The sequence below is a fragment of the Mesorhizobium sp. WSM4849 genome (assembly GCF_055811385.1).
The window spans coordinates 1-24,794 of the sequence record NZ_JBVVPW010000030.1 but is presented as its reverse complement, the minus strand read 5'-3'; the positions used below and the strand labels follow the sequence as shown (position 1 = coordinate 24,794).

Below are 24,794 nucleotides of genomic sequence, written 5' to 3'. Positions count from 1 at the left end.
CGCCCTTCCAGCCGAGCCGGAGCTTTATAAGATGACCGCACGGATCCTCGTCGTCGACGACATCCCTGCCAATGTAAGGCTGCTCGAGGTCCGGCTGCTTGCCGAATATTTCGAGGTGCTGACAGCCACCAACGGGCTGGACGCGATCGAGACCTGCGAAAACGGCAAGGTCGACGTCGTGCTGCTCGACGTGATGATGCCTGATATGGACGGGTTCGAGGTCTGCCGGCGGCTGAAGAGCGATCCGGCGACGTCGCACATCCCGGTCGTCATGATCACCGCGCTCGACCAGGTTTCGGACCGGGTGCGCGGCCTCGAGGCCGGTGCCGACGATTTTCTGACCAAGCCGGTCAATGATCTGCAATTGATGACGCGCGTCAAAAGCCTGGTCAGGCTGAAGACGTTGACCGACGAGCTGCGCCTGCGCGCCTCGACCACGCGCAATATCGGCATCGAGGAGCTGTTGAGCCGCAACTTCGCATCCGCAGACACCGCGCCGAAGGTTCTGCTGATCGACGAGCGCAAATCCTCCGTCGAGCGCGTCCAGAAAATGCTGCGCGGCAGCGCCGATCTCGACATTGCCACCGATCCGCATGCCGGCTTCTTCCAGGCCGCCGAGACGCCCTATGAATGCGTGATGATCTCGACGGCCTTTGCCGATTTCGATCCGCTCAGGCTCTGCTCGCAACTGCGTTCGCTCGATCGCACCCGTTTCGTGCCGATCATCCTTTTGGCGCAGGAGGGTGAGGAGGGGCGCATCATCCGCGGCCTCGAACTCGGCATCAACGACTATCTGATGCGGCCGATCGACCAGCAGGAGCTGACCGCTCGGCTGCGCACGCAAGTGCGCCGCAAGCGCTACAACGACCAGCTTCGCGCCAGCGTCACCCAGACCATCGAGATGGCGGTGACCGACGCCCTGACGGGATTGCACAACCGCCGTTACCTCGACAGCCATCTGCAGACGCTGTTCGACCGTGCCGTGGCCCGGCGACGGCCGCTGTCGATGATGATCACCGATCTCGACCGCTTCAAGACCATCAACGACGCACATGGCCATGACGGCGGCGACGAGGTGCTGCGCGAATTCGCGCGGCGGCTGCGCAAGAATGTGCGCGGCATCGATCTCGCCTGCCGCTTCGGTGGCGAGGAGTTCGTCGTGGTGATGCCGGATACGGACGGCGCCGTCGCCGAAAAGGTCGCAGAGCGCATTCGCGCCGAAATCGCCCAAATGCCGTTTGCCGTCGGCCATGACGGCAAGACGATCGAGGTTACCGTCAGCGTCGGCGTGTCGTCGGTGCTGAAGGGCGTGGATACGGTTGCCGGGCTGATGAAACGCGCCGACCTCGCGCTCTACGAAGCCAAGAGCGCCGGCCGCAACCGCGTCGTCGCCAACGCGGCCTAAGGTCCGTTGATATTCAGCTGACCTGCAAATGGCAGTGTCCTGCGCTTCCGGTACTGGCTTACCCGAACGCACGCTCCGTTCCGGTTTTCGGGAGCCATTTTCGACTCAGCCTCACCTGAATCTCAACAGACCTCAGTTCAGAGGCAGGCGCCGACGCCTGATTATCCAGTCAGTGCGACAGGGTTACGAATTTACCTTAACGCAAGCGATTCGCCGGGCTTGGTTAAGAAATTGTTGATTTTCACAGGCTGTTGCGCAAATGTGCAGACCAATGACGGAACCGGCGCGAGGGTAGATCGCCGGGTCGATCCGAAGAATACCCCATGATTCAGGTCCGCCGCATCTCCTGGGTCCGTGGGGTCGGCCGGCCGGCGCTGGCACATAGTGGCCTCCTCGTACCGCTGCCAAACGCCGACCGGCCCCCTCTCAAAATGACATCAAGACTCTGCGCCAAGCATTGGAATTTTGGACTTTTCGAAGCCTTGAAAACAAAAACGCCGCCCACAGGGCGGCGTTTTGGCTTTAAAGCAGGAAACCAGATTTACTTGATTTTGGTTTCCTTGAACTCGACGTGCTTCTTGGCGACCGGATCGTATTTGCGGAACGACAGCTTGTCCGTCTTGGTGCGGCTGTTCTTGCTGGTCACGTAGAAGAAACCGGTGTCGGCGGTCGACAGAAGCTTGATCTTGATGTTTGCGGCTTTGGCCATTGTATCAGTCCGTTATGTTCGTGGGGTTTTGGCCGCTGGAGCACGGGGAAACACCCGGACGCGGGAAACTTGGCGCGACACATAAAGAACGCGCCCGGAAAGTCAACCCCGTGAGGCTGCCTCGTCCTTCTCCCCTTGTGGGAGAAGGTGGATTGGCGCGCAGCGCCAAGACGGTTGAGGGGTGCTGGACGGAGTGCCGTCAGTGCCAAGCTGGAGCACCCCTCATCCGACCGAGCGGAGCCTGTCCTCGGGCTTGCCGGAGGCAAGACCCGTGGGCTCGGCCACCTTCTCCCACACGGGGAGAAGGGAAGGCTGCTTTCCGATTCTATGCATCTTCCTTAATTGGAGCGGCCTTCTTCCAGTCTCCCGTGGTGTTCCACCAGCGGTTCGGGTTGGAGCGGTCGTCCAACCCCTTGGAGCGGCTGGCGAGGATCGGCTGGATGCGGATCACCGGCTCCTGATAGCTGTGGGCCTGGAAGATCGCTTCGACGATGCGGGCCGCCAGCGCCTGGTCGTCGGGCAGCTCGAACGACACTTCCACCGTACCCGGCCGTCGGCGCAATTCCGTCTCGGCGCCGGCGGCAGCGCCTTCGAGCGGCCGGTAGCGCTCGATGCCATGCGCCGACTGGTAGGCATTGCTGTCGTATTTGTCCATGGTCAGCGGCGCGATCGCGACCACCGCTTCCATGATGCGGTCAACATCGCCGACCGGTGCTTGAAAGGTCACGAGCAGCAGCAATTCCATCCGCACCGATTTTGTTTCGAACCCGGAGTCGATCATGGTGGCATCCTCAAATTCGTGGCGTGTTGCTGACAATCTATCCAAGTGCTGCTGACACGGTTATGTCAGCAGCCTCGCGCCACATGAGGCATCGATCGGTCTTTCTACAGGATTTTTCGGACCAGCCTGGCGCCGACCAGCGCGATATAGAAGGCGAAGAACATGCCGAGCGCCCAGCCGAAGCCCGAGGGTCCGAAAAGGTCCATGCCGATGCCGATCGCCTGCGGGCCGAGCACCATGCCGACACCGTAGCAGAGCACGAAGGCAGCGTTGGCCGAGGCCAGGTCGTGCCCGGAAAGCTGCGAGCCGAGATGGGCCAGCCCGATCGTGTACATGGCCGCGACCACGCCGCCCCAGACGAACAGAAGCGCCGCCATCAGGTGCCAATTCTGCGCGAAGTGCGGCATGAAGATGGTGCCGGCAAGGCCGATGATTGCACAAGCCAGAAGCAGATAGCGGCGATCGCTGACACGGTCGCTGATCATGCCGAGCGGGATCTGCAACAGCACGTTGCCGAGGCCGATCATGGTGAGCAGCAGGGCGGCGTTGGCCTCGGAGTAGCCGATGCGATTGCCATAAACCGGGAACAGCGCAAAGCCGCCGGTCTCGACCGCACCGAACACCAGCACCGCGGCGGTCGCCGTCGGCACCAACCAGATGTAGCGCAGGAAGTTGCTGGTTTCGCCATTGGAGACGATCGTCGGGCTCTCGTTGCGTGCCGCCAGAACTGGAATGGCGGCCAGCGTCACCAGCGCCATGATGACGCCGAAGGGCAGGAAGCCGGTGCTGCCGAGATGGGCGAACAGCCACGGCCCGGCGGCAAAGCCGAGCGACAGCACGGTGGCGTAGATGCCGAGGACAAGGCCGCGCCGGTGCGGCGGCGCCGATGTGCTGATCCAGAATTCCGACAGGATGAACAGCACCGTCAGCGCGATGTGCAGCAGGACGCGCAGCGGAAACCACATCCAGAAGTCCGGCGCGAAGTGGAAGCCGACAAAGGCCAGCACTCCCGTGGCGATCATGGCCAGCATCGTCCAGGCGACGCCGAACCGCATGGCGAGCGGGGTGGCGAGCGGTGCGCCGACGATCGAGGCGAGGCCGGCGACAGCGGTGTTGAAGCCGATCATCGACGCCGAATGGCCGCGCGTTTCGAGGATGACGCTGAGCAGCGGCATGCCGAGGCCGATGGCGATGCCGACGACGCTGATCGACGAGATCGCCGCGATCATTGGCAGCCAATGTACGCGTTCTTCGACCTCTTGCTGGGTATCGACTGTCATGGGATGTGAATGCTCTATGCTCTACAGAATTTCGCGAACGAAGCGATTGCCGACAAGCCGGTAGAACGGCACGGAACCACCGGGGCGCAGCAGCGGATCATCGACGAGCCGCTTTTCCAGCTCTTCGAGGATAGCCCTGGTGATGTCGGGAATATCAGCTTCTCTGGCCTTGGCGAGCGGCAGCCAGACCAGTTCCTCCAACTCGTTGGTCGGACCGCCGTCCGGCAGCTCCACGGCGACATCTTCGCGCCAGGCGCTGAAGAAGCGCGTGTCGAAGCGCCGCACCCGGTTTGGCGGCGTGATGGCGCGCGCGATGAAGCGCAGCGCTTCCAGCGAGGGTCTTACGTCGTGCTCGACAAAACCCTGCCAATCGCGCCTCGTCGTGGCGAAGGCGCCCTTTTGGCCGATCAGCAGGCCGGCTTCTTCATAGGTCTCGCGGATCGCCGACAGGGCGATGGCGCGGGCGCGGGCCGGGCTGGTGCGGCCGACGCCGGCGGTCAGCCTCGCCTGTTCCTCAGGGTGCAACGCGGTGGCGACGGGAATTCGGCTGTCGGCCGGATCGGTGCGGCCGCCGGGAAAGACGAATTTCCCCGGCATGAAGGCGTGACGGGTGTGGCGCCGGCCCATCAGCACCAGGAACTCGTCGCCCTTGCGGTCGAGCAGGATCAGCGTCGCGGCGTCGCGCGGGCGTATAGGCTTGGCGTCGAGCGCGATCCGCTCAACCTTGTCGACTTCCGCCTTGGTCATAACGTCCATGCGCACGACCTAGCGGAATCTTCTCCGATGCGAAAGTGGCGTCCAGCCATGCCGATTTGCGTCAGCCTCGGTTTCAAGCCTCGGGATGCGACTCGATCAGGTCTTCTTCCCCGCCGAAGCCATGCATATAGAACGCCCATTGCAGGCCGATGACGGCGCCCTTGACCGGCTGCAGCAAGACGACCGCCAGGAGGATGGTCAGCGGCACCCAGATGGCGATGTGCTGCCAGGTGGACAGGGTGGAGGTCGCTTCGACGCCCATGAAGGCGCCGAGCACGATGTGACCGACGATGACCACCACCAGATAGGCCGGCAGATCGTCGGCGCGGTGGTGGTGAAGCTCCTCGCCGCAATGATCGCATTTATCGACGGTCTTGACGAAGGCGCGAAACAGCTTTCCCTCGCCGCAATGCGGGCAGCGGCCAAGCGCGCCACGCTTGATCGCCGTCCACAGCGGGCGGGCGATCCGGCCCGAGTGATGTTCGCCGCCGAAAACCTTTTGATTCATTTTCAAATCGCTTGGCATTACCGTCTCCTGCCGCGCGAGCCTGGACGCGATTGCGACGCACGGGCGCGGCCTTTGGCCTTGTGAAACGACCGTTTGGAGCCGGGCAGCGGCTTCGGGTCGGTCAGCATCTCGAAACGCATCGCGCCGGCCATAGGCGCCACCTCGATCAGGCGAACCTCGACGCGGTCGGCAAGCTGGTAGCCCTTGCCGGTGCGTTCTCCGAAAAGCGATCGGGCAGTTTCGTCGTATATGTAGTAATCGCCCTCCAGACTTGACACCGGGATGAAACCATCTGCGCCATACTGCGGCAATTGGACAAATAGTCCCGATTTGGTGACGCCCGAAATGCGTGCATCGAAACGATCGTCGACACGCTCGGCGAGATAGGCGGCGATCAGCCGGTCGACCGTGTCGCGCTCGGCAGCCATGGCGCGGCGCTCGGTGGCTGAGATCAGCGCAGAAACTTCTTCCAGCCGCTCCGCCTCATCCTGCGTCAGTCCACCCGCACCGAAGCCGAGCGCGGCAATCAGCCCGCGATGCACGATCAGGTCGGCATATCTGCGGATCGGCGAGGTGAAATGCGCGTAGCGCTTCAGATTGAGGCCGAAATGGCCGATGTTGCTGGGCGAATATTCGGCCTGCATCTGCGTGCGCAGCACCACCTCGTTGACCAGTCCCTCATGGTCGGCGCCGCGGACGCGATCCAGAATCCCGTTGAACTGGTTCGGTCGCATCTGCGCGCCGCGTGCCAGCGACAGGCCAAGCGTCTGCAGGAATTCGCGCAGCGATTCCTGCTTGGCGAGCGAAGGCGCGTCATGGATGCGGTAGACCAGCGCCTGCCGTTTCGCCTCCAGCGTCTCGGCCGCCGCGACATTGGCCTGGATCATGAATTCTTCGATCAGCTTGTGCGCGTCGAGCCGCTCCGGCACGACGACCCGGTCGACGGTGCCATCCTCCTTGAGCAGGATTTTCCGCTCCGGCAATTCAAGCTCGAGCGGCTGGCGCGTCTCACGGCCGCGCTTCACCACGGCGTAGGCGTCCCACAGCGGCTTCAGCACCGTGTCGAGGATCTGGCCGGTCTTGTCGTCCGGCGTGCCGTCGATCGCGGCCTGCGCTTGGCGATAGGCGAGTTTCGCCGCCGACTTCATCATGATGCGGTGGAACGAATGCCTGAGCTTGCGGCCATCGGCCGAGAAAGTCATGCGGACCGCCAGCGCCGGGCGGTCCTGGCCTTCGCGCAGCGAACAAAGGTCGTTGGAGATGCGCTCCGGCAGCATCGGCACGACGCGATCCGGGAAATAGACCGAGTTGCCACGCTTCAGCGCCTCGCGGTCGAGCGCGGTGCCATAGCGCACATAAGCGGCGACATCGGCAATCGCCACGGTAACCACCACGCCGCCGGGGTTCTTCTCGTCCGGATCCGATATGGCGAACACCGCGTCGTCATGGTCCTTGGCGTCGGCCGGATCGATGGTGACCAGCGGCAGCTCGCGCCAGTCCTCGCGGCCGGCCAGCGTCGCAGGTTTGACCGCCTCCGCCTCGGCAATGACGTCTGCCGGGAAAATATGCGGAATGTCATGCGCATGGATGGCGATCATCGAGACCGCTTTTTCGCTGGTCAGCGAACCGAGCACCGCCAGCACCTTGGCTCTGGGCAGTCCATAGCGGGAGGCCCGCGCCGGCTCGACCTCGACCAGATCGCCATTCTTGGCGCCGTTCTGGAATTCCTTGTCGACGATCAGCTCCGGCTGGCGTCTTTCGACAGGCTCGATGCGGAAGGTGCCGTCCTGCAGCACGCGGAAGACGCCGAGAACGGCCTCGGTGCGCTTCTCGAAGATCTTCATCACCCGCCCGGTATAGGCGGGGCCCGTCGCGTCATCGGTTGGAAAGGTCTTGGCCAGCACACGGTCACCGACGCCCGGTGTCGGGCCGCCGCCGCGCGACACGCGGATCGCTATGACAGGCGGGTCGCCGTTGCCCACGGCTTCGGTTGGGTGCGCCAGCAGCACGCCGTCGGCGTCGCGGCCAAAGATGTCGAGCACGGCGACATGGGCGAGGGCGCCGACACGGGCGAGCCGTTTGCGCTCCTTGGTCAGCAGGCCTTCGTCCTGCAGGTCGCGCAAAATGTCCTTCAGCCAGATACGGTCCTCGCCGCGCAGCGCAAACGCCTTGGCGATGTCGCGTTTGCCGGAGCGATCGGGGTTTTCGGCGATGTAGCGCAGGATTTCGTCGCGGGACGGGCGGTAGTTGTCTTTGACCTTGGCCCTGGTGTCGGCGGTGCGCAGATCGCCATGACTTCTTCCGGATACCCTGCGCGCCACGATGCACTATCCCTTTTTGTTGGCCACTTTCTTGGCCGCCGGTTTTTTGGCCGCCGCAGGCTTTTTGGCAGGTGCCGCCGCTTTGCGGAAGGGCTTTCTGCCGCCGTTGCCACCCTTGGCTTCCTTCTCGGCAATCAGCGCCACCGCGTCCTCGATTGTCACCGACTGCGGGTCCTTGCCCTTCGGCAGCGTCGCATTGACCTTGCCGAAATTAACATAAGGCCCGTATTTGCCGTCACGCACGACGATCTTGCCGCCGCCTGCGGGATGCTCGCCAAGCTCCTTCAAGGCGGCGGGCGTGCCGCCATTGCGGCCGCCCGGGCCCTTCAACTGCTTCTCGGCGATGACCGACACGGCGCGGTTGAGACCGATCGAGAACACGTCCTCGATGCTGTCGAGATTGGCGTAGGTGCCGTCATGCAGAACGAACGGGCCGTAGCGCCCCAGACCGGCCGAGATCATCTTGCCGGATTCCGGATGCTTGCCGACGTCGCGCGGCAGCGACAGCAGGGCGAGGGCCTTTTCGTGGTCGATCGAATCGACTGTCCAGCCCTTGGGCAGGCTGGAACGCTTGGCCTCCTTCCCGTCGCCGCGCTGGATATAGGGGCCAAAACGACCGCTGCGCAGCGTGATTTCCTCCGCCGTGTAGGGGTCTTTGCCCAGCACCTTGGTGCCGTCCTCGCCATTGCCGTTTTCGCCATTGGGGTTGGCGGCGTCGCCGAGCTGGCGGGTGAAGGAGCATTCGGGATAGTTCGAGCAGCCGACGAAGGCGCCGAACTTGCCGAGCTTCAGCGACAGGTTGCCAGTGCCGCATTTCGGGCAGATGCGCGGATTTGAGCCGTCCTCGCGCGCGGGAAACACCAGCGGCGCCAGTTCCTCGTTGAGCGCGTCGAGCACGTCGGTGACACGCAATTCCTTGATGTCGGCGACGGCGCCCGAGAAATCCTTCCAGAAATCGCGCAGCACATCCTTCCAGGCGAGCCTGCCGTCGGAGATTTCATCGAGTTTTTCCTCGAGCGAGGCGGTGAAATCATATTCGACATAGCGCTCGAAGAAGCTTTCGAGGAAGGCCGACAACAGCCGGCCCTTGGCCTGCGGCAACAGCTTGCGCTTGTCCATGCTGACGTAGTCGCGGTCCTCCAGCGTCTTCAGGATCGCCGTGTAAGTCGACGGCCGGCCGATGCCGAGCTCTTCCAGCTTCTTGATCAGCGAGGCTTCCGAATAGCGCGGCGGCGGTTCGGTGGTGTGCCGGGTGGCATTGATCGCCTCGCGGTCGAGCTGTTCGCCGGCGCGGATCTCGGGCAGACGGCGGTCTTCCTCGTCCTCCGAATCCTCATCCTTCTGGTCGGTATAGGCGGCAATGAAGCCGTCGAAGCGAACGACCGAACCGACGGCGCGAAGCTCCGCGGTGCGGGCGCCGTTGACCGCCTCGATCTCGGCCGTGGTACGCTCGATCTCGGCCGGCTGCATCTGGCTGGCGATGGCGCGTTTCCACACTATCTCGTAGAGCCGTGCCTGGTCGGCATCGAGATATTGCCTGACCGAAGCGGGCGTGCGCATGAAATCGGTCGGGCGAATCGCTTCGTGCGCTTCCTGGGCGTTCTTGGCCTTGGTCGTGTAGTAGCGCGGCTTTTCAGGCAGGTATTTTGGGCCGAACTCTTTTGCGATCGCGTCGCGCGCGGCTGATATCGCCTCGGGCGCCATCTGCACGCCGTCGGTTCGCATATAGGTGATCAGGCCGGTGGTCTCGCCGCCGATGTCCATGCCTTCATAGAGCCGCTGCGCCACCTGCATGGTGCGGCTTGCCGAAAAACCGAGGCGCGAGGAGGCGGCCTGCTGCAGCGTCGAGGTGGTGAAGGGCGGACCTGGATTGCGCTTGGTCGGCTTGGCTTCGACCGACAGCGCCTTGAAGGTCGCACCTTCCAGCATCGCCTTGATGTCGTCGGCCTGCGCCTTGTTCGAAATGTCGAGCTTTTGCAGCTTCTTGCGGTCGAAGGCGGTCAGCCGCGCTTCGAAATTTTCCTTGCGCGGCGTACCGAGAATGGCGGCGACTTGCCAGTATTCCTCGCGGATGAAGCGCTCGATCTCCAACTCGCGGTCGCAGACGAGGCGCAATGCCACCGACTGGACGCGGCCGGCGGAACGGGCGCCGGGCAGCTTGCGCCACAGGACAGGCGACAGGGTGAAGCCGACGAGATAGTCGAGCGCACGGCGGGCGAGATAGGCGTCGACCAGCGGCGCATCGATCTGACGCGGATTGGCCATCGCTTCCAGCACCGACGATTTGGTGATGGCGTTGAAGACGACGCGGCTGACCGGCTTGTCCTTCAGCGCGCGCTTCTGCTTCAGCACTTCCAGGACATGCCAGGAAATGGCTTCACCTTCGCGATCCGGATCGGTGGCGAGGATCAGGCCGTCGGCGTCCTTGACCGCCTTGGCGATGTCGGCAAGACGTTTGCTCGAGGCGGTGTCGACAGCCCAGGACATGGCAAAATCCTCGTCCGGACGCACCGAGCCATCCTTGGCCGGCAGATCGCGGACGTGACCGAACGAGGCCAGGACCTTGTAGTTCTTTCCGAGGTACTTGTTGATTGTCTTCGCTTTGGCCGGCGATTCGACGACGACGACGTCCATGAGGTCTCATATCAGCTGTGGTGCGGCAGAAGAATTCCGCTGCGCGCGACGAAATCTCGTACAATTGTCGCTCACATGGCCGCGCTTTTGCGTCCGGTCAAGGGGAAGCGCCCAAAATGCAGTCCTGCATTGAGCGCGCAACCCAAGGGCGCATCATGTGATATCCGCAATCCCAGATAAGGGGAGCGGCTGCCCTATCGTTGGGCAAGCCAGCAATGAATCCGGGAAAACGGGACAAAATCTTCTGCGGATATAAGAGAAACATCGATCACGCGCCAGCCCCAGCTGAGGGACGCCCGGCATGATGAGACGACGCTGGCGGGCGAGACTGGCGTGGCGAGTGGGGCTCGTGTGTCAAGCGGGACAGCACAAGAGGCTGGCCGCCGGGAGGCCTGCAGGGCTACGCGGCAGCCAGGGATTTCCCGCCGGTCATGGCGGGGATGCAGGTTCGGGGCTTAGTCGGCCTTGGCGATGTGCCAGACGCCGCCGACGCCGTCGCCGGTCACATCGCCGGCCTTCTTGTCCTTGATGAATGTGTAGAGCGGCTTGCCTTCATAGGCCCACATTTTGGTGCCGTCGGTGCGGTCGACGATTGTCCATTCGCCCTCGGGCTTGGCGTCGGCCTCAGCCTTCAGCGGCGGCCAATTGGCGGCGCATTTGTCGTAGCAGTTCGACTTGCCCATCTCGTCCTTGTCGTAGGTGTAAAGGGTCATGCCGTTGGCATCGGTGTATATCTTGGTGCCGCCGACATCGGCTTCTTTCCACGCTTCGGCGGCATATGAAGTGGCGGTGCCGAGCAAAAGCACCGCCAGCCCAACTGTGATCGATTTCATGACGCTCTCCCTGATATGATCGAGAAGCGCGCGGAAAGCCGCGGCCTCGTTGCATCAACGCGCTTGGCGTGTCGTTTCTTCCTCGATGCGAGGCGGCAACTTGCCACGCATTGGTGATTGGCGGACAAGCCCGTGCGCCGCTATATCGGCGCCGATACAGTTGGAGTTTCGGAAATGGCATTGGATATCGGCTATGTCAGTGCGGTCGGGGCGGGGGCGATCTCGTTCCTGTCGCCTTGCGTGCTGCCGCTGGTGCCGCCCTATCTCTGCTACATGGCCGGCGTATCGGTCGACGATTTCCGCGGCAATGCCGGCGTCGCGGCCAAGGCCGACGCACGCAGCGAGCTGCTCTATGCCTCGATCGCCTTTGTTCTCGGCTTCTCGACCGTCTTCGTGGCGTTGGGCGCCGGCGCCTCGACCATCGGCCGGCTGCTGCGCGTCTGGCAGGAGCCGCTGGCGATGGCCGCCGGCGTGCTGATCATCCTGATGGGGCTGAATTTCCTCGGCATATTGCGCATCCCGCTGCTGTCGCGTGAGGCGCGCTTCCAGTCACAGGGCAAGCCGGCCAGTATCGTTGCCGCATACGTCATGGGACTGGCCTTCGCCTTCGGCTGGACACCCTGCATTGGACCGGTGCTGGGGCCGATCCTGACGCTGGCCGGCGGCCGCGAGACGGTGGGCGAGGGCGCGCTGCTGCTTGCCGCCTATTCGCTCGGCCTCGGCATACCGTTCCTGATCGCGGCGCTGTTTTCCGGCGCCTTCATGCGCTTTCTCTCGAAATTCCGCGTTCATCTCGGCCGCGTCGAAAAGGCGATGGGCGCACTGCTGGTCGTCGCCGGCGTGTTTTTCCTGACCGGAGGCGTGCAGGCCGCGTCCTACTGGCTGCTGGAGAATTTCCCGATGCTGGGGCAACTGGGTTGATTAGATCAAGTCGAAAGCTTGATGCGACTCACAGCTATCGCAGCTGGCGCTGCCGGCACGGTAATCGCTTCAGGTTTGCGCCGCCCCTCATCGCCCTGCCGGGCACTTCTCCCCGTATAGTGACGGGGAGAAGGACGCCTTCGCAAAGGATTTCGCCAATCTCCAGCGTTGCAGAAAGGGTGCCAAGGTTGCGGCCAGCCTCCTTCTCCCCGTCACTATACGGGGAGAAGATGCCGGCAGGCAGATGAGGGGCAGCGCCAGCATAGATCATTGGCCGGATTAGAAATCGAATTTGCGACGCAGCACAACCACCTCACTGGAATTTAACCGCATTGGCGCAGCATTGGCGCCAATGCTAGACATGCCTTGATTCCCAACCCTTTTCATATGGTTGCCATTCCATGAGCCAGAGAACCTGCCTGTCCGTCATACTCGCCGCCGGCGAAGGCAAACGCATGAAGAGCGCTGTGCCAAAGGTACTGCACCCGATCGCCGGCCTGCCGATGGTCGCCCATGTCGTCAAGGCTGCGGAAGCCGCAGGCAGCGGTGATCTGGCGCTGGTGATCGGCCATGGCGCGGACGAGATGCGCAAGGCCACGCAAAAGTTCGCGCCGAAGGCGGAGACCTTCGTCCAGGACAAGCGGCTCGGCACGGGGCATGCCGTTTTGGCGGCTCGCGGTGCGATATCAAAGGGTTACGACGACATCCTGGTGATGTTCGGCGACACGCCGCTGATCGATCCGGAGGTGCTGGTTGCTGCACGCCTGAAACTGGCCGAGGGCGCTGCCGTCGTGGTGGTCGGCTTCCGCACATCAAATCCTTCCGGCTATGGCCGCTTGATCGAAAAAGGCGGCAAGCTCATCGCCATCCGCGAGGAAAAGGACTGCACCGACGAGGAGAAGAAAATCACCTTCTGCAATGGCGGGTTGATGGCGATTGCGGGAAAGCATGCGCTGAACCTGCTCGACCAAGTCGGCAACGACAACGCCAAGGGCGAATACTATCTCACCGACATCGTCGAGATCGCCGGCGGGCAAGGCCTTGACGTCATCGCCGCAGAAGCCGGCTTCGAGAATGTGCTCGGCATCAACAACCGTGCCGAACTCGCCGCAGCGGAAGCCATCTGGCAGACGCGTCGGCGGCGCGAGGCCATGCTCTCCGGCGTCACATTGATCGCGCCCGAAACCGTGTTCTTTTCGCACGACACCGAGATCGGCGCGGACACGATCGTCGAACCCAATGTCTGGTTCGGGCCCGGCGTGAAGATCGCCCCGGGCGCCAAGATCCATGCCTTCAGCCATATTGAAGGCGCCACCATCGCCTCGAACTGCGATGTCGGTCCGTTCGCCCGGCTGCGCCCCGGCGCCGACCTCAAGCAAAAAGCCAAGGTCGGCAATTTCTGCGAGGTCAAGCAGGCGACGATCGAGGAGGGCGCCAAGGTCAATCACCTGACCTATATCGGCGATGCCCGCGTCGGCGCTGGCGCCAACATCGGCGCTGGAACCATCACCTGCAATTATGACGGCTACTCGAAGTTCTTCACCGACATCGGCGAGGGCGCTTTCGTCGGCTCGAATTCCTCGCTGGTGGCGCCTGTTACAATCGGCAAGGGCGGCTACATCGCTTCGGGCAGCGTGATCACCGAAAGCGTGCCCGACGATGGATTGGCCTTCGGCCGCGCCCGCCAGAGGACGCTGCCCGGCAAGGGCAAGGAATTGCGCGAGCGTTTTGCTTCGGCTGCGGCGGCCCGGAAAAAAGGCTAGCCTGACGGAGCTCCGCAACGAGCTGCATCATGTCTTCGACGGATTTCAGGAACCACCGAGGCGAGATAGGATGCATGCTCGGAGAAACTGAGCGATTGCTGCAACCGGATTGCAAGAGCGCCCTGTCATGGTGCATCTGTGCAAGATCGTTCCGGCTGATACGGGACGAAACGCAATGTGATTTTCGCGGCAGCCCGGCCAACCCTAAATGGCGCCGGGCTTTTATGCCGGAATCGGGGGCAACGTCTATGTGCGGTATCGTCGGAATTGTCAGTCACTCGCCGGTCGCGCCACTGATCGTCGATGCACTGAAAAGGCTCGAATATCGCGGCTATGATTCGGCTGGCGTCGCCACCGTCGAGCACGGCAAGCTTGCGCGCCGGCGCGCCGAGGGCAAGCTGATCAATCTCGAACGCCGGCTGAAGGATGAGCCGCTCGACGGCATGATCGGCATCGGCCACACGCGCTGGGCGACGCATGGTGTGCCCAACGAGACCAATGCGCATCCGCATTTTTCCGACGGCGTCGCCATCGTCCATAACGGCATCATCGAGAATTTCGCCGAATTGCGCGACGAGCTGATGCGCGACGGCTACACATTTTCATCGCAGACCGACACTGAGGTCGTCGCACACCTGGTGGGTCGCGAACTGGCCAGGGGCCTGCAGCCGGTCGAGGCCGCGCACCAGGCGCTGAAGCGGCTGGAAGGTGCCTTTGCGCTGGCCATCATGTTCAAGGGCGACGAGGATCTCATCGTCGGCGCGCGTAACGGCCCGCCGCTGGCCGTCGGCCATGGCGATGGCGAGATGTTTTTGGGCTCCGACGCCATCGCGCTTGCCCCCTTCACCAATTCGATCACCTATCTGGAGGATGGCGACTGGGCGGTGGTGCGCCGCAACGACGTCGGCATCTTCGACATGGACGGCAACAAGGTCGACCGCAAGCGCCAGCAGTCGCTCAGCACCAGCTTCATGGTCGACAAGGGCAACCGGCGCCATTTCATGGAGAAGGAAATCCATGAACAGCCCGAGGTGATCTCGCACACGCTGGCGCATTATGTGGATTTTGTTGGCGGCGTCTCAAAGCCGCTCGAGCTGCCGTTCAATTTCGCTGAGATCAATCGGCTGGCGATTTCGGCCTGCGGCACCGCCTATCTGGCCGGCCTGATCAGCAAATACTGGTTCGAGCGCTATGCGCGGCTGCCGGTCGACATCGATGTCGCTTCGGAATTCCGCTACCGCGAGATGCCGCTGTCGAAGACAGACGCCGCCTTCTTCATCTCGCAATCGGGCGAGACCGCCGACACTCTGGCCTCGCTGCGCTATTGCCGGCAGGCCGGGATGAAGATCGGCGCGGTCGTCAATGTCCGCGAATCGACGATGGCGCGCGAGTCCGACGTCATCCTGCCGACGCTGGCCGGGCCGGAGATCGGTGTCGCCTCGACCAAGGCCTTCACCTGTCAATTGTCGGTGCTGGCCTCGCTTGCCGTGCGGGCCGGCGTGGCGCGCGGAACGATTTCGCGCGAGCAGGAAACGACGCTGGTCCGCCAACTGTCGGAAGCGCCCCGCTACGCCAACCAGGTCCTGAAGCTCGACGGCCAGATCGAAAAGGTTGCGCGCGACCTCTCGCACTACAAGAACGTGCTCTATCTCGGCCGCGACACCAATTTCCCGCTGGCCATGGAAGGCGCGCTGAAGCTCAAGGAAATCTCCTATATCCATGCCGAGGGCTATGCCGCCGGCGAACTGAAGCACGGGCCTATCGCGCTGATCGACGAGAACATGCCGGTCATCGTTATTGCCCCGCATGACCGCATCTTTGAAAAGACCGTGTCGAACATGCAGGAAGTGGCTGCGCGCGGCGGCAAGATCATCCTGATCACCGACAGCAAGGGTGCCGCGCACGCCACGGTGAAGACGATGGAGACGATCGTGCTGCCGGACGTGCCGGAAATCATCTCGCCGATCATCTACGCGCTGCCGATCCAGATGCTGGCCTATTTCACCGCGGTGTTCATGGGCACCGACGTCGACCAGCCGCGCAACCTGGCGAAATCGGTGACTGTGGAATAGCCGTGGTTTAAAAATTTCGCAGTTCCAAAGCCGATTGCGGTTCACTAATGTTGTGCCGCAATCAGTGCTGCGGTGAACCATGTCCGATGCTTCCAAGACCTCAGGCATGACCCGGCTGCGGAATTATTTCCTGACAGGTTTTGTTGTCTGTGCGCCGCTGGCGATCACCGCCTACATCGCCTGGTCGTTCATCGGCTGGGTCGATTCCTGGGTCAAACCCTATATTCCGGCGCGCTACAACCCCGATAGCTATCTGCCGGCGCCGGTTCCGGGATTCGGCCTGATCGTCGCCTTGATCCTGATCACCCTGATCGGTTTCCTGACCGCCAATATCGTCGGCCGCGCCATCGTCTTGTTCGGCGAGCGGCTGCTCGGCCGCATGCCGCTGGTGCGCGGCATCTACGGCTCGCTGAAGCAGATCTTCGAGACCGTGCTGTCGAACAAGGGCGACATGTTCCGCCAGGTCGGGCTGGTCGAATATCCGCGCAAGGGCGTCTGGTCGCTGGTCTTCGTCGCCAGCGAGAAGGAAACCGAGATCAACCAGAAACTCGACCAGGAAGGCAACCCGCTGATCGCGGTGTTCATGCCGTGCACGCCCAATCCGACCACCGGCTTCCTGATGTATGTGCCGAAATCCGATGTCGTGCTGCTCGACATGACGATCGAGGACGGTGCCAAGCTGATCGTCTCGGCCGGGCTGGTCGCGCCGGAGGTCAAGACGAAAATGGTGACGTTGAACGGCAAGCCGATCGGGGTTCAGATCGCCAATCCGCCGGTGGGTGCCGGGCCTCAGCCGGCGCGCAAGAGCCGCACGGCCTCGTCGCGGCCGAACAAATAAAGCAGCATGCGAAGGGCGGCGCCGCGTTCGGATTGCAATTCCGGATCGCGCGACAGGATCAGCCGTGCGTCGTCGCGCGCGGCTTCGAGCAGGTCGGCATGCGCCTCGATGCGCGCCACCTGGAAGCCCGGCGTGCCGGACTGGCGGGTGCCCAGCAGCTCGCCTTCGCCACGCAGTTTCAGATCCTCCTCGGCGATGCGGAACCCGTCCTCGGTCTCGCGCATCACCGACAGCCGGCGCATCGCCGTCTCGCCGAGCGGATCCTTGTAGAGTAGCACGCAGGAGGACGGTTTTTCGCCGCGCCCGACGCGGCCGCGCAACTGGTGCAGCTGGGCGAGGCCGAAGCGCTCGGCATGCTCGATGACCATGATCGTCGCATCCGGCACATCGACGCCGACCTCTATGACCGTGGTGGCGATCAGGATGCGTGTCTCGCCGGCCTTGAAGGCGCGCATCGCCTCGTCCTTGTCGGCGCCCTTCATGCGGCCGTGCACCAGGCCGATCCGGTCGCCGAACAGCTGATACAGCGAGGCAAAACGGTCCTCCGCCGACATCAGCTTGATCTCTTCGGATTCCTCGACCAGCGGACAGATCCAGTAGATCTTCTGGCCGTCGGCGACGGCGTCGCGCATGCGGCCGATCAGCTCGTCGAGCCGTTCGAGCGGCAGGGTGACAGTGCGTATCGGCTGACGACCGGCCGGTTTTTCGGTCAGCTTCGACACATCCATGTCGCCGAAGGCGGTCAGCACCAGCGTGCGCGGGATCGGCGTCGCCGTCATCACCAGCATGTCGGGCGCGTCGCCCTTGGCGGTGATGGCAAGCCGCTGGTGGACGCCAAAACGGTGCTGCTCGTCGATGACGGCGAGGACAAGGTCGTGGAAAGTCACCGTTTGCTGGAACAGGGCGTGGGTGCCGACGACGATGTCGATCTCGCCACTGGCCAGACCGGCCAGCGTCTCGGTGCGCTCGCGGCCCTTTTCGCGGCCGGTGAGGATGGCGATGCGCAGGCCGGCTTGTTCCGCCAAAGGTGCAATCGTCGCAAGATGCTGGCGCGCCAGGATTTCGGTCGGCGCCATCAACGCCGCCTGGCCGCCGGCCTCGGCGGCGCGTGCCATGGCGAGCAGCGCGACAACCGTCTTGCCGGAGCCGACATCTCCCTGCAGCAGGCGCAGCATGCGTTCGGGGTCACCGAGATCGGTGTTGATTTCGGCAAGCGCCATATCCTGCGAATTGGTCAGCGAATAGGGAAGGGCGGCGCGCAGCTTTTCGACGATGCGTCCGTCGCCGACCAATGGTCTTCCGGACAAGCGGCGGACTTTTGCCCGCACCAGCGCCAGCGACACCTGGCCTGCCAGAAACTCGTCATAGGCGAGACGCCGCCAGGCCGCGCCGTCGACGGAGACGTCGAGCGGGTCGGCGGGATTGTGGATGCGGGCGAGCGCGTCGCCGAAGGCAGGAAAGGTCTGGCGGCGCAGAAACTCGCCGTCCTGCCATTCCGGCAGCACCGGCAAGCGAGCGAGCGCCTGGCCGATTGCCCGGCGCAGCACTTTTCCCGAGAGCCCGGCGGTGAGCGGATAAACCGGCTCGACCAGCGGCAGGTTTTCCGCCTCACTGGCCAACGCGATGTGGTCGGGATGAACCATAGTCGGGCGGCCGTTGAACCATTCCATGCGCCCGGAGACCACGACATGCTCACCCTCGGGCATCGCCTTTTCAAGATAGGCGGCGTGCGCATGGAAAAAGGTCAGCGCGATCTCGCCGGTGTCGTCATGGGCGTAGACCCGGTACGGCACCGATCTGTTGCCGCGCGGCGGCGGCTGGTGGCGGTCGATGCGCACTTCGAGGGTGACGATCGCGCCTTCGGCCGAACCGGCGATACCAGGCCGGTTGCGGCGGTCGATCACCGTGTGGGGCAGCACGAACAGAAGATCGCCGGCACGCGCCGCGCGGTCGCCGAGATCGGCCGGCACGACCTTCTCGATCAGTGCGCCGACCTTCGGCCCGACGCCGGCAAGCGAGGTGATCGGGACAAACAGCGGATCGAGGAGGGAAGGTCTCATTGGTGAGAGACTACCCGATGTTGGCGCTTACCCCCCTCCGGCCTGCCCACTTTGCCATCACTTGGCATCTCCCTCTCAAGCGGGGAGATTGGCAGCTTTGGCCTCATCGCCCATCTTGCAGCGGTGGAGATTGACGAAACCAGGCGCGACAGCAAATCTCCCCCCTTGAGGGGGAGATGTCCGGCAGGACAGAGGGGGGTGTCTGGGCTGATGTTGTCAGGAGTGTACGTCACACCGGGATGTTAGACACCCACCGCACCGTTGCAAGGCTGACACCGCCCTCTATCCACGCTATATGCGCCGCTTCAGGCAAGGATGCTGGTCAATGACGGGAACGAGACGATCAAGCGAGGAGCTCGACGCCCGCCGCCGCAAGCTTCTGTTTCGGTCCTGGCATCGCGGCATGCGCGAAATGGACCTCATTCTCGGCAGTTTCGCAGACGCCGAGATCGGCGCCTTGACCGGCGACGAACTCGACCAATATGAGAGGCTCCTCGATGTTCCCGACACCGAATTCCTGCCCGTGATCACCGGCGAACGCCCGATTCCGGCAAATATCGATTGTGCCGTCCTGCAAAAAATCCTGGCGTCGCGCCAGACGATGACATTCTGAACGACGTGTAATCCATGAGCCTCATTCCCTCGATCGGCCTGCCGAAAGGCCGCGCCGGCCAGTTCATCGTCGACGGTGTCGCCGACGGTTACGAAGCCTTTGCGCTGGTGCAGGCGGCACACGAGATCGCGCCTGACAAGCCGGTGATGTTCGTGGCACGCGACGGCCAGCGCCTGCCTTCGATCGTCGAGGCGCTTTCATTCGCCGCGCCTGGCCTGCCGGTGCTCGAACTGCCGGCTTGGGACTGTCTGCCCTACGACCGCGTTTCGCCCGGGGCGGATGCTGCGGCAAGGCGGCTCGATGCACTCACAGCGATGATCGCGCTGGCGAAGAAACCACACCGCGCCGTCATCCTCACCACAGCCAATGCGCTACTGCAGCGCATCCCGCCGGCAAGCCTCGTCGAGGCGCAGATGTTTCACGCCGAACCCGGCAACCAGATCGACATGAATGCACTGGTGTCGCGGCTGGAGATTTCCGGGTTCGAAAGGGTGCCGACCGTGCGCGGGGTCGGCGAGTTTGCCGTGCGCGGCGGCATTCTGGACCTGTTCGCACCTGGCTGGACGGAAGCGCTGCGGCTCGATTTCTTCGGCGACACGCTGGAATCGATCCGCGTCTTCGACGCCGCCACGCAGCGCACCACCGGCCAGCGCAAGTCGATGGCGCTGCAGGCGATGAGCGAAGTGGCGCTGACGCCGGAGACCATCAGCCGCTTCCGCCGCAGCTACATCGATGCCTTTGGCGCACCCTCGCGCGACGATGGGCTGTATGCGGCGGTCAGCGAGGGACGGCGTTTCGCCGGCATGGAACATTGGCTGCCGTTCTTCTACGAGCGGCTGGAGACGGTGTTCGACTATCTGCCGGACGCGCCTGTCGTGTTCGACCATCTGGCGCATGAGGCGCTGGCCGAGCGCCATGCGCTGATCCTCGACCATTACGAGGCGCGCAGGAAGCAGGCCGACGGCGCGCTGAAGGACGCCGTCCCCTACAAGCCGGTGCCGCCCGACCTGCTTTATTTGTCGCCCGAAAACCTCATCGCCTCGCTTGGCCCGCGCGAAGGGATCGACTTCACGCCGTTCGACGCGCCCGACGCCGGCGCCAAGAAAATCTTCCATGCCGGCTCGCGGCATGGCCGCAGCTTCGTCGAGGAACGCGCCGATCCCAATGTCAACGTCTTCGACGTCGTCGTAAAACACATTGCCAATGAGCGGGCCGCTCGCCGCCGCGTCGTCATCGCCGGCTGGACCGAAGGTTCGCTAGACCGGCTCGGCCAGATCCTGGCCGAGCATCACCTCGGCAATCTCAGGCCGGTCGCCACACTGGCCGAGGCGGAAAAGCTCGAACCGGGGCAGGCGGGACTTGCCGTGCTGCCGCTCGAATCCGGCTTCGAGACCGAGAAACTGGTCATCATCGCCGAGCAGGACATCCTGGGCGACCGGCTGATCCGTCGTTCGAAGCGCAAGAAGCGCGCTTCGGACTTCATCGCCGAGGCCTCGGCGATGTCCTCCGGCGACATCGTCGTCCATACCGATCACGGCATTGGCCGCTTTATCGGACTGCGCACCATCGAGGCGGTCGGCGCGCCGCATGATTGCTTGGAAATCCATTATGCCGGCGACGACCGGCTGTTCCTGCCGGTCGAGAACATCGAACTTCTGTCGCGCTATGGTTCGGATTCGGCCGAAGCGACATTGGACAAGCTTGGCGGCGGCGCCTGGCAGTCGCGCAAGGCGCGGCTGAAGCGGCGGCTGCTCGACATGGCCGGGCAGTTGATTCGCATCGCCGCCGAGCGGCAAATGCGCGCCGCTCCTTCGCTGGTGCCGGCGGACGGTCTCTATGGCGAATTCGCCGCGCGGTTTCCCTATGAGGAGACCGACGACCAGCAGACGGCGATCGATTCGGTCATGGGCGACCTGGGCGCCGGAAAGCCGATGGACCGGCTGATCTGCGGTGATGTCGGCTTCGGCAAGACGGAAGTTGCGCTTCGCGCTGCCTTCATCGCGGCGATGGAAGGCTTTCAGGTCGCGGTGGTGGTGCCGACGACGCTGTTGTCACGCCAGCATTTCAAGACTTTTTCGCAGCGCTTCTCCGGCCTGCCGATCCGCGTCGCCCAGGCTTCGCGGCTGGTCGGCGCCAAGGAACTGGCCGAGGCCAAGAAAGGCATCGCCGAAGGCACGGTCGACATTGTCATCGGCACTCACGCGCTGCTCGGCTCGTCGATCTCGTTCAAGAACCTTGGCCTGTTGATCATCGACGAGGAACAGCACTTTGGCGTCAAGCACAAGGAACGGCTGAAGGACCTGAAGAGCGACGTGCATGTGCTGACGCTATCGGCGACGCCGATCCCGCGCACGCTGCAGCTGGCGTTGACCGGCGTGCGCGAACTGTCGCTGATCGCCACGCCGCCGGTCGACCGCCTGGCGGTGCGCACCTTCATCTCGCCCTTCGACCCGCTCGTCATCCGCGAGACCCTGCTCAGGGAACGCTACCGCGGCGGTCATTCCTTCTATGTCGTGCCGCGCATCAGCGATCTGGCGGAAATTCGTGATTTCCTTCGTGAATCCGTGCCCGAGCTGAAAGTGGCTATCGCTCACGGCCAGATGCCGCCCGGCGAGCTGGACGACATCATGAATGCCTTCTACGACGGCCAGTACGACGTGCTGCTGTCGACAACCATTGTCGAATCCGGCCTCGATATCCCGACCGCCAACACGCTGATCGTGCATCGCGCCGATATGTTCGGCCTGTCGCAGCTGTACCAGCTGCGCGGCCGCGTCGGCCGCTCGAAGGTGCGTGCCTATGCGCTGTTCACGCTGCCGGCCAACCGCAAGCTGACCGACACCGCCGAGCGCCGGCTGAAGGTTCTGCAGTCGCTCGACACGCTGGGGGCCGGTTTCCAGCTCGCCAGCCACGACCTCGACATCAGAGGCGCCGGCAATCTTCTCGGCGAAGAGCAGTCCGGCCACATCAAGGAGGTCGGCTTCGAGCTTTACCAGCAGATGCTGGAGGAAGCTGTTGCCGAGGTGAAGGATTCCGGCGAGGTGCAGGATGGCGGCTGGTCGCCGCAGATCGCCGTCGGCACGGCGGTGATGATCCCGGAAAGCTATGTTCCGGACCTGCAGCTGCGGCTGGCGCTCTATCGCCGCCTCGGCGACCTCGAAAACACCGAGGAGATCGACGCCTTCGGCGCCGAGCTGATCGACCGCTTCGGACCGCTGCCGGAGGAAGTGAAGCATCTGCTGAAGATCGTCTTCATCAAGGCGCTGTGCCGCAAGGCCAACGTCGAAAAGCTCGATGCCGGGCCAAAGGGCGTCGTCATCCACTTCCGCAAGCGGGAGTTTTCCAATCCTGTCGGGCTGGTTACGTTCATCGGCGAGCAGGGCTCTTTGGCCAAGATACGGCCGGACCACAGCGTGGTGTTCGTCCGCGACTGGTCTACACCCGAAAAGCGGCTGGCGGGTTCCGCAGTTGTCATGACGCAGCTGGCAAGGCTGGCGGAGAAAACGGTCTAGCACGGCGTCGGCCTGAGCGTTTCGCCGCAAACATTCCGCCGCTGTTCGTCGCGTCACGTCATTCGCCACACGTCGAAATCCGGTCTAGAATAGGAAATCGGCTTCGTGTATGGAGCCGCGATCCCCTTTTGGGGGGCGAATTGGCGGGCGATGGCACCCGCTGGAAAGAACGTTGGGTGCAACGATGACGAAATGGTCGCCGAATTCGTGGAGAGCAAAGCCGATCCAGCAGGTTCCTGCCTATCCGGATCTTGCCGCGCTGAAGAACACGGAAGCCCAGCTCACCACCTTTCCGCCGCTGGTTTTTGCAGGTGAGGCACGCAAGCTGAAGAAGCAGCTTGCGAACGTCGCTGCCGGCGACGCATTCCTTCTGCAGGGCGGCGATTGCGCCGAGAGTTTTGCCGAGCATGGCGCGGATAACATCCGCGACTTCTTCCGCGTCTTCCTGCAGATGTCTGTGGTGCTGACCTTCGCCGGCGCGCAGCCGGTGGTGAAGGTCGGTCGTGTCGCCGGCCAGTTCGCCAAGCCGCGCTCGTCCGACAACGAGACCAAGGGCGGCGTGACGCTGCCCAGCTATCGCGGCGACATCATCAACGGCATCGAGTTCGACGCCAAGTCGCGCATTCCCGATCCCGCACGCCAGGAGATGGCCTACCGCCAGTCGGCGGCGACGCTCAACTTGTTACGCGCTTTCGCCCAGGGCGGCTATGCCAGCCTGGAGAACGTGCATCAATGGATGCTGGGCTTCGTGTCGGACAGCCCGCAGGGCGAGAAATACGAGTCGCTCGCCAACCGCATCACCGAGACGATGGACTTCATGAAGGCTGTCGGCATCACCTCGGAGACCAATTACGCGCTGCGCGAGACCGATTTCTACACCAGCCACGAGGCGCTGCTGCTCGGTTACGAGGAGGCGCTGACCCGCGTCGATTCGACCTCAGGCGACTGGTACGCAACCTCCGGCCATATGATCTGGATCGGCGATCGTACCCGCCAGCCCGACCATGCCCATGTCGAGTACTGCCGTGGCATCAAGAACCCGCTGGGCCTGAAATGCGGCCCGTCGCTGACGCCGGACGGCCTGCTGCAGCTCATCGACCTGCTCAATCCGGAAAACGAGCCCGGCCGGCTGACGCTGATCGCGCGCTTCGGCTCCGACAAGGTCGCCGAGCATCTGCCGAAGCTGGTCCGCGCAGTGAAGAAGGAAGGCCGCAGCGTGGTGTGGTCGTCGGATCCCATGCACGGCAACACGATCGAGGCTGCCGGCTATAAGACGCGGCCGTTCGATCGCATCCTGAAGGAAGTGCAGACCTTCTTCGAGGTGCATCGCGCCGAAGGCACGCATCCGGGCGGCATCCATATCGAGATGACCGGCAAGAACGTGACCGAATGCACCGGTGGCGCTCGCGCCATCACCGCCGAGGAGCTGCAGGATCGCTACCACACCCATTGCGACCCGCGCCTCAACGCCGACCAGGCGATCGAACTGGCGTTCCTGGTGTCGGACCTGCTCAAGAAGAGCCACCCGGTTCAGCACAAGCAGGCCGTTAACGGCTGATTTCAGTCACCATCGATCAAGAAGCGTCGGAGACGCCCTCGCTTGTTGGCAACTGGTGCGCCTGGCCTGACCACTTTAGGCGATGGAAACGTCAATTGCTTTCGAATGAGGAACCCGGACCACTGGACGACTCATCACCGCCGGGTATCTCCGGGCTAACCAGTCGTCCGTGAAGAACGCGGAACGCTTTGATTTAATTTAAGATTTTCGCCTGAATTTGGGTTTCGTTT

17 protein-coding genes are annotated in these 24,794 nt (G+C 63.4%); 8 read left to right on the top strand and 9 right to left on the bottom strand.

Features of this window, described 5'->3' with window-relative positions:
• Window positions 1-31: 31 nt before the first annotated feature.
• Window positions 32-1,405 carry a PleD family two-component system response regulator gene (locus AC0L3L_RS27550; protein WP_473640111.1) on the top strand — a complete coding sequence of 458 codons (1,374 nt, stop codon included), beginning with the start codon at window positions 32-34 and terminating at the stop codon, window positions 1,403-1,405.
• A 541-nt stretch (window positions 1,406-1,946) separates the two neighbouring features.
• On the opposite strand, the gene rpmG is transcribed toward AC0L3L_RS27550, so the two are convergent.
• The 8 genes from rpmG to AC0L3L_RS27510 form a co-directional block, all read right to left on the bottom strand.
• Window positions 1,947-2,114, bottom strand: coding sequence for a 50S ribosomal protein L33 (rpmG, locus tag AC0L3L_RS27545; protein WP_006201775.1), 168 nt, complete (start codon window positions 2,112-2,114; stop codon window positions 1,947-1,949).
• A 325-nt stretch (window positions 2,115-2,439) separates the two neighbouring features.
• Complete coding sequence (locus tag AC0L3L_RS27540) at window positions 2,440-2,895, bottom strand: YqfO family protein (protein WP_473640109.1); 456 nt, start codon at window positions 2,893-2,895, stop codon at window positions 2,440-2,442.
• Between the two features lie 104 nt (window positions 2,896-2,999).
• Window positions 3,000-4,175: an MFS transporter gene (locus tag AC0L3L_RS27535; RefSeq protein WP_473487268.1), complete on the bottom strand. Its 1,176-nt coding sequence runs from the start codon at window positions 4,173-4,175 to the stop codon at window positions 3,000-3,002.
• Window positions 4,176-4,196: 21 nt separating this feature from the next.
• Complete coding sequence (locus tag AC0L3L_RS27530) at window positions 4,197-4,931, bottom strand: NUDIX hydrolase (RefSeq protein WP_473529201.1); 735 nt, start codon at window positions 4,929-4,931, stop codon at window positions 4,197-4,199.
• Between the two features lie 73 nt (window positions 4,932-5,004).
• The gene (locus AC0L3L_RS27525) at window positions 5,005-5,439 is read right to left on the bottom strand and encodes a DUF983 domain-containing protein (RefSeq protein WP_473487270.1); all 435 of its coding nucleotides are present in this window, start codon (window positions 5,437-5,439) and stop codon (window positions 5,005-5,007) included.
• 17 nt (window positions 5,440-5,456) lie between these two features.
• Entirely contained in the window at window positions 5,457-7,760 is a 2,304-nt protein-coding gene (gene rnr, locus AC0L3L_RS27520) for a ribonuclease R (RefSeq protein WP_473640107.1), read from the bottom strand.
• A gap of 6 nt (window positions 7,761-7,766) precedes the next feature.
• The gene (gene topA / locus AC0L3L_RS27515; protein ID WP_473640105.1) at window positions 7,767-10,394 is read right to left on the bottom strand and encodes a type I DNA topoisomerase; all 2,628 of its coding nucleotides are present in this window, start codon (window positions 10,392-10,394) and stop codon (window positions 7,767-7,769) included.
• 455 nt (window positions 10,395-10,849) lie between these two features.
• Window positions 10,850-11,227, bottom strand: coding sequence for a COG4315 family predicted lipoprotein (locus tag AC0L3L_RS27510; RefSeq protein ID WP_254020229.1), 378 nt, complete (start codon window positions 11,225-11,227; stop codon window positions 10,850-10,852).
• 174 nt (window positions 11,228-11,401) lie between these two features.
• On the opposite strand from AC0L3L_RS27510, the gene AC0L3L_RS27505 reads away from it, so the two are divergent.
• The 4 genes from AC0L3L_RS27505 to AC0L3L_RS27490 all read left to right on the top strand — a co-directional run bounded on the left by AC0L3L_RS27505 (window position 11,402) and on the right by AC0L3L_RS27490 (window position 16,821).
• Complete coding sequence (locus AC0L3L_RS27505) at window positions 11,402-12,148, top strand: cytochrome c biogenesis CcdA family protein (RefSeq protein WP_473640103.1); 747 nt, start codon at window positions 11,402-11,404, stop codon at window positions 12,146-12,148.
• Window positions 12,149-12,549: 401 nt separating this feature from the next.
• Window positions 12,550-13,911 carry a bifunctional UDP-N-acetylglucosamine diphosphorylase/glucosamine-1-phosphate N-acetyltransferase GlmU gene (gene glmU / locus AC0L3L_RS27500; RefSeq protein WP_473640101.1) on the top strand — a complete coding sequence of 454 codons (1,362 nt, stop codon included), beginning with the start codon at window positions 12,550-12,552 and terminating at the stop codon, window positions 13,909-13,911.
• Window positions 13,912-14,159: 248 nt separating this feature from the next.
• Window positions 14,160-15,983 (top strand): glutamine--fructose-6-phosphate transaminase (isomerizing), encoded by a 1,824-nt coding sequence (glmS, locus tag AC0L3L_RS27495; protein WP_473487275.1) that lies wholly within the window; start codon window positions 14,160-14,162, stop codon window positions 15,981-15,983.
• 79 nt (window positions 15,984-16,062) lie between these two features.
• Window positions 16,063-16,821: a DUF502 domain-containing protein gene (locus AC0L3L_RS27490; RefSeq protein WP_473487276.1), complete on the top strand. Its 759-nt coding sequence runs from the start codon at window positions 16,063-16,065 to the stop codon at window positions 16,819-16,821.
• Here the strand turns inward: AC0L3L_RS27490 and recG are convergent.
• Window positions 16,773-18,881, bottom strand: a complete 2,109-nt coding sequence (gene recG, locus AC0L3L_RS27485; RefSeq protein WP_473640100.1) for an ATP-dependent DNA helicase RecG — start codon at window positions 18,879-18,881, stop codon at window positions 16,773-16,775. The two genes, AC0L3L_RS27490 and recG, sit on opposite strands and share 49 nt — an antisense overlap.
• Window positions 18,882-19,206: 325 nt before the next feature.
• On the opposite strand from recG, the gene AC0L3L_RS27480 reads away from it, so the two are divergent.
• The 3 genes from AC0L3L_RS27480 to AC0L3L_RS27470 all read left to right on the top strand — a co-directional run bounded on the left by AC0L3L_RS27480 (window position 19,207) and on the right by AC0L3L_RS27470 (window position 24,564).
• Complete coding sequence (locus AC0L3L_RS27480) at window positions 19,207-19,494, top strand: FAD assembly factor SdhE (RefSeq protein ID WP_473640098.1); 288 nt, start codon at window positions 19,207-19,209, stop codon at window positions 19,492-19,494.
• Between the two features lie 14 nt (window positions 19,495-19,508).
• Window positions 19,509-23,006, top strand: a complete 3,498-nt coding sequence (gene mfd, locus AC0L3L_RS27475) for a transcription-repair coupling factor (protein ID WP_473640096.1) — start codon at window positions 19,509-19,511, stop codon at window positions 23,004-23,006.
• Window positions 23,007-23,190: 184 nt separating this feature from the next.
• Entirely contained in the window at window positions 23,191-24,564 is a 1,374-nt protein-coding gene (locus AC0L3L_RS27470; protein ID WP_473529231.1) for a class II 3-deoxy-7-phosphoheptulonate synthase, read from the top strand.
• Window positions 24,565-24,794: the final 230 nt, after the last annotated feature.

Coding starts and splice junctions, on each gene's coding strand:
- AC0L3L_RS27510 (WP_254020229.1), bottom strand. CDS start 11,227: ATGAAATCGATCACAGTTGGGCTGGCGGTGCTTTTGCTCGGCACCGCC.
- AC0L3L_RS27550 (WP_473640111.1), top strand. CDS start 32: ATGACCGCACGGATCCTCGTCGTCGACGACATCCCTGCCAATGTAAGG.
- AC0L3L_RS27535 (WP_473487268.1), bottom strand. CDS start 4,175: ATGACAGTCGATACCCAGCAAGAGGTCGAAGAACGCGTACATTGGCTG.
- AC0L3L_RS27530 (WP_473529201.1), bottom strand. CDS start 4,931: ATGGACGTTATGACCAAGGCGGAAGTCGACAAGGTTGAGCGGATCGCG.
- AC0L3L_RS27540 (WP_473640109.1), bottom strand. CDS start 2,895: ATGATCGACTCCGGGTTCGAAACAAAATCGGTGCGGATGGAATTGCTG.
- topA (WP_473640105.1), bottom strand. CDS start 10,394: ATGGACGTCGTCGTCGTCGAATCGCCGGCCAAAGCGAAGACAATCAAC.
- AC0L3L_RS27470 (WP_473529231.1), top strand. CDS start 23,191: ATGACGAAATGGTCGCCGAATTCGTGGAGAGCAAAGCCGATCCAGCAG.
- glmU (WP_473640101.1), top strand. CDS start 12,550: ATGAGCCAGAGAACCTGCCTGTCCGTCATACTCGCCGCCGGCGAAGGC.
- AC0L3L_RS27490 (WP_473487276.1), top strand. CDS start 16,063: ATGTCCGATGCTTCCAAGACCTCAGGCATGACCCGGCTGCGGAATTAT.
- mfd (WP_473640096.1), top strand. CDS start 19,509: ATGAGCCTCATTCCCTCGATCGGCCTGCCGAAAGGCCGCGCCGGCCAG.
- glmS (WP_473487275.1), top strand. CDS start 14,160: ATGTGCGGTATCGTCGGAATTGTCAGTCACTCGCCGGTCGCGCCACTG.
- AC0L3L_RS27505 (WP_473640103.1), top strand. CDS start 11,402: ATGGCATTGGATATCGGCTATGTCAGTGCGGTCGGGGCGGGGGCGATC.
- recG (WP_473640100.1), bottom strand. CDS start 18,881: ATGAGACCTTCCCTCCTCGATCCGCTGTTTGTCCCGATCACCTCGCTT.
- rpmG (WP_006201775.1), bottom strand. CDS start 2,114: ATGGCCAAAGCCGCAAACATCAAGATCAAGCTTCTGTCGACCGCCGAC.
- AC0L3L_RS27480 (WP_473640098.1), top strand. CDS start 19,207: ATGACGGGAACGAGACGATCAAGCGAGGAGCTCGACGCCCGCCGCCGC.
- AC0L3L_RS27525 (WP_473487270.1), bottom strand. CDS start 5,439: ATGAATCAAAAGGTTTTCGGCGGCGAACATCACTCGGGCCGGATCGCC.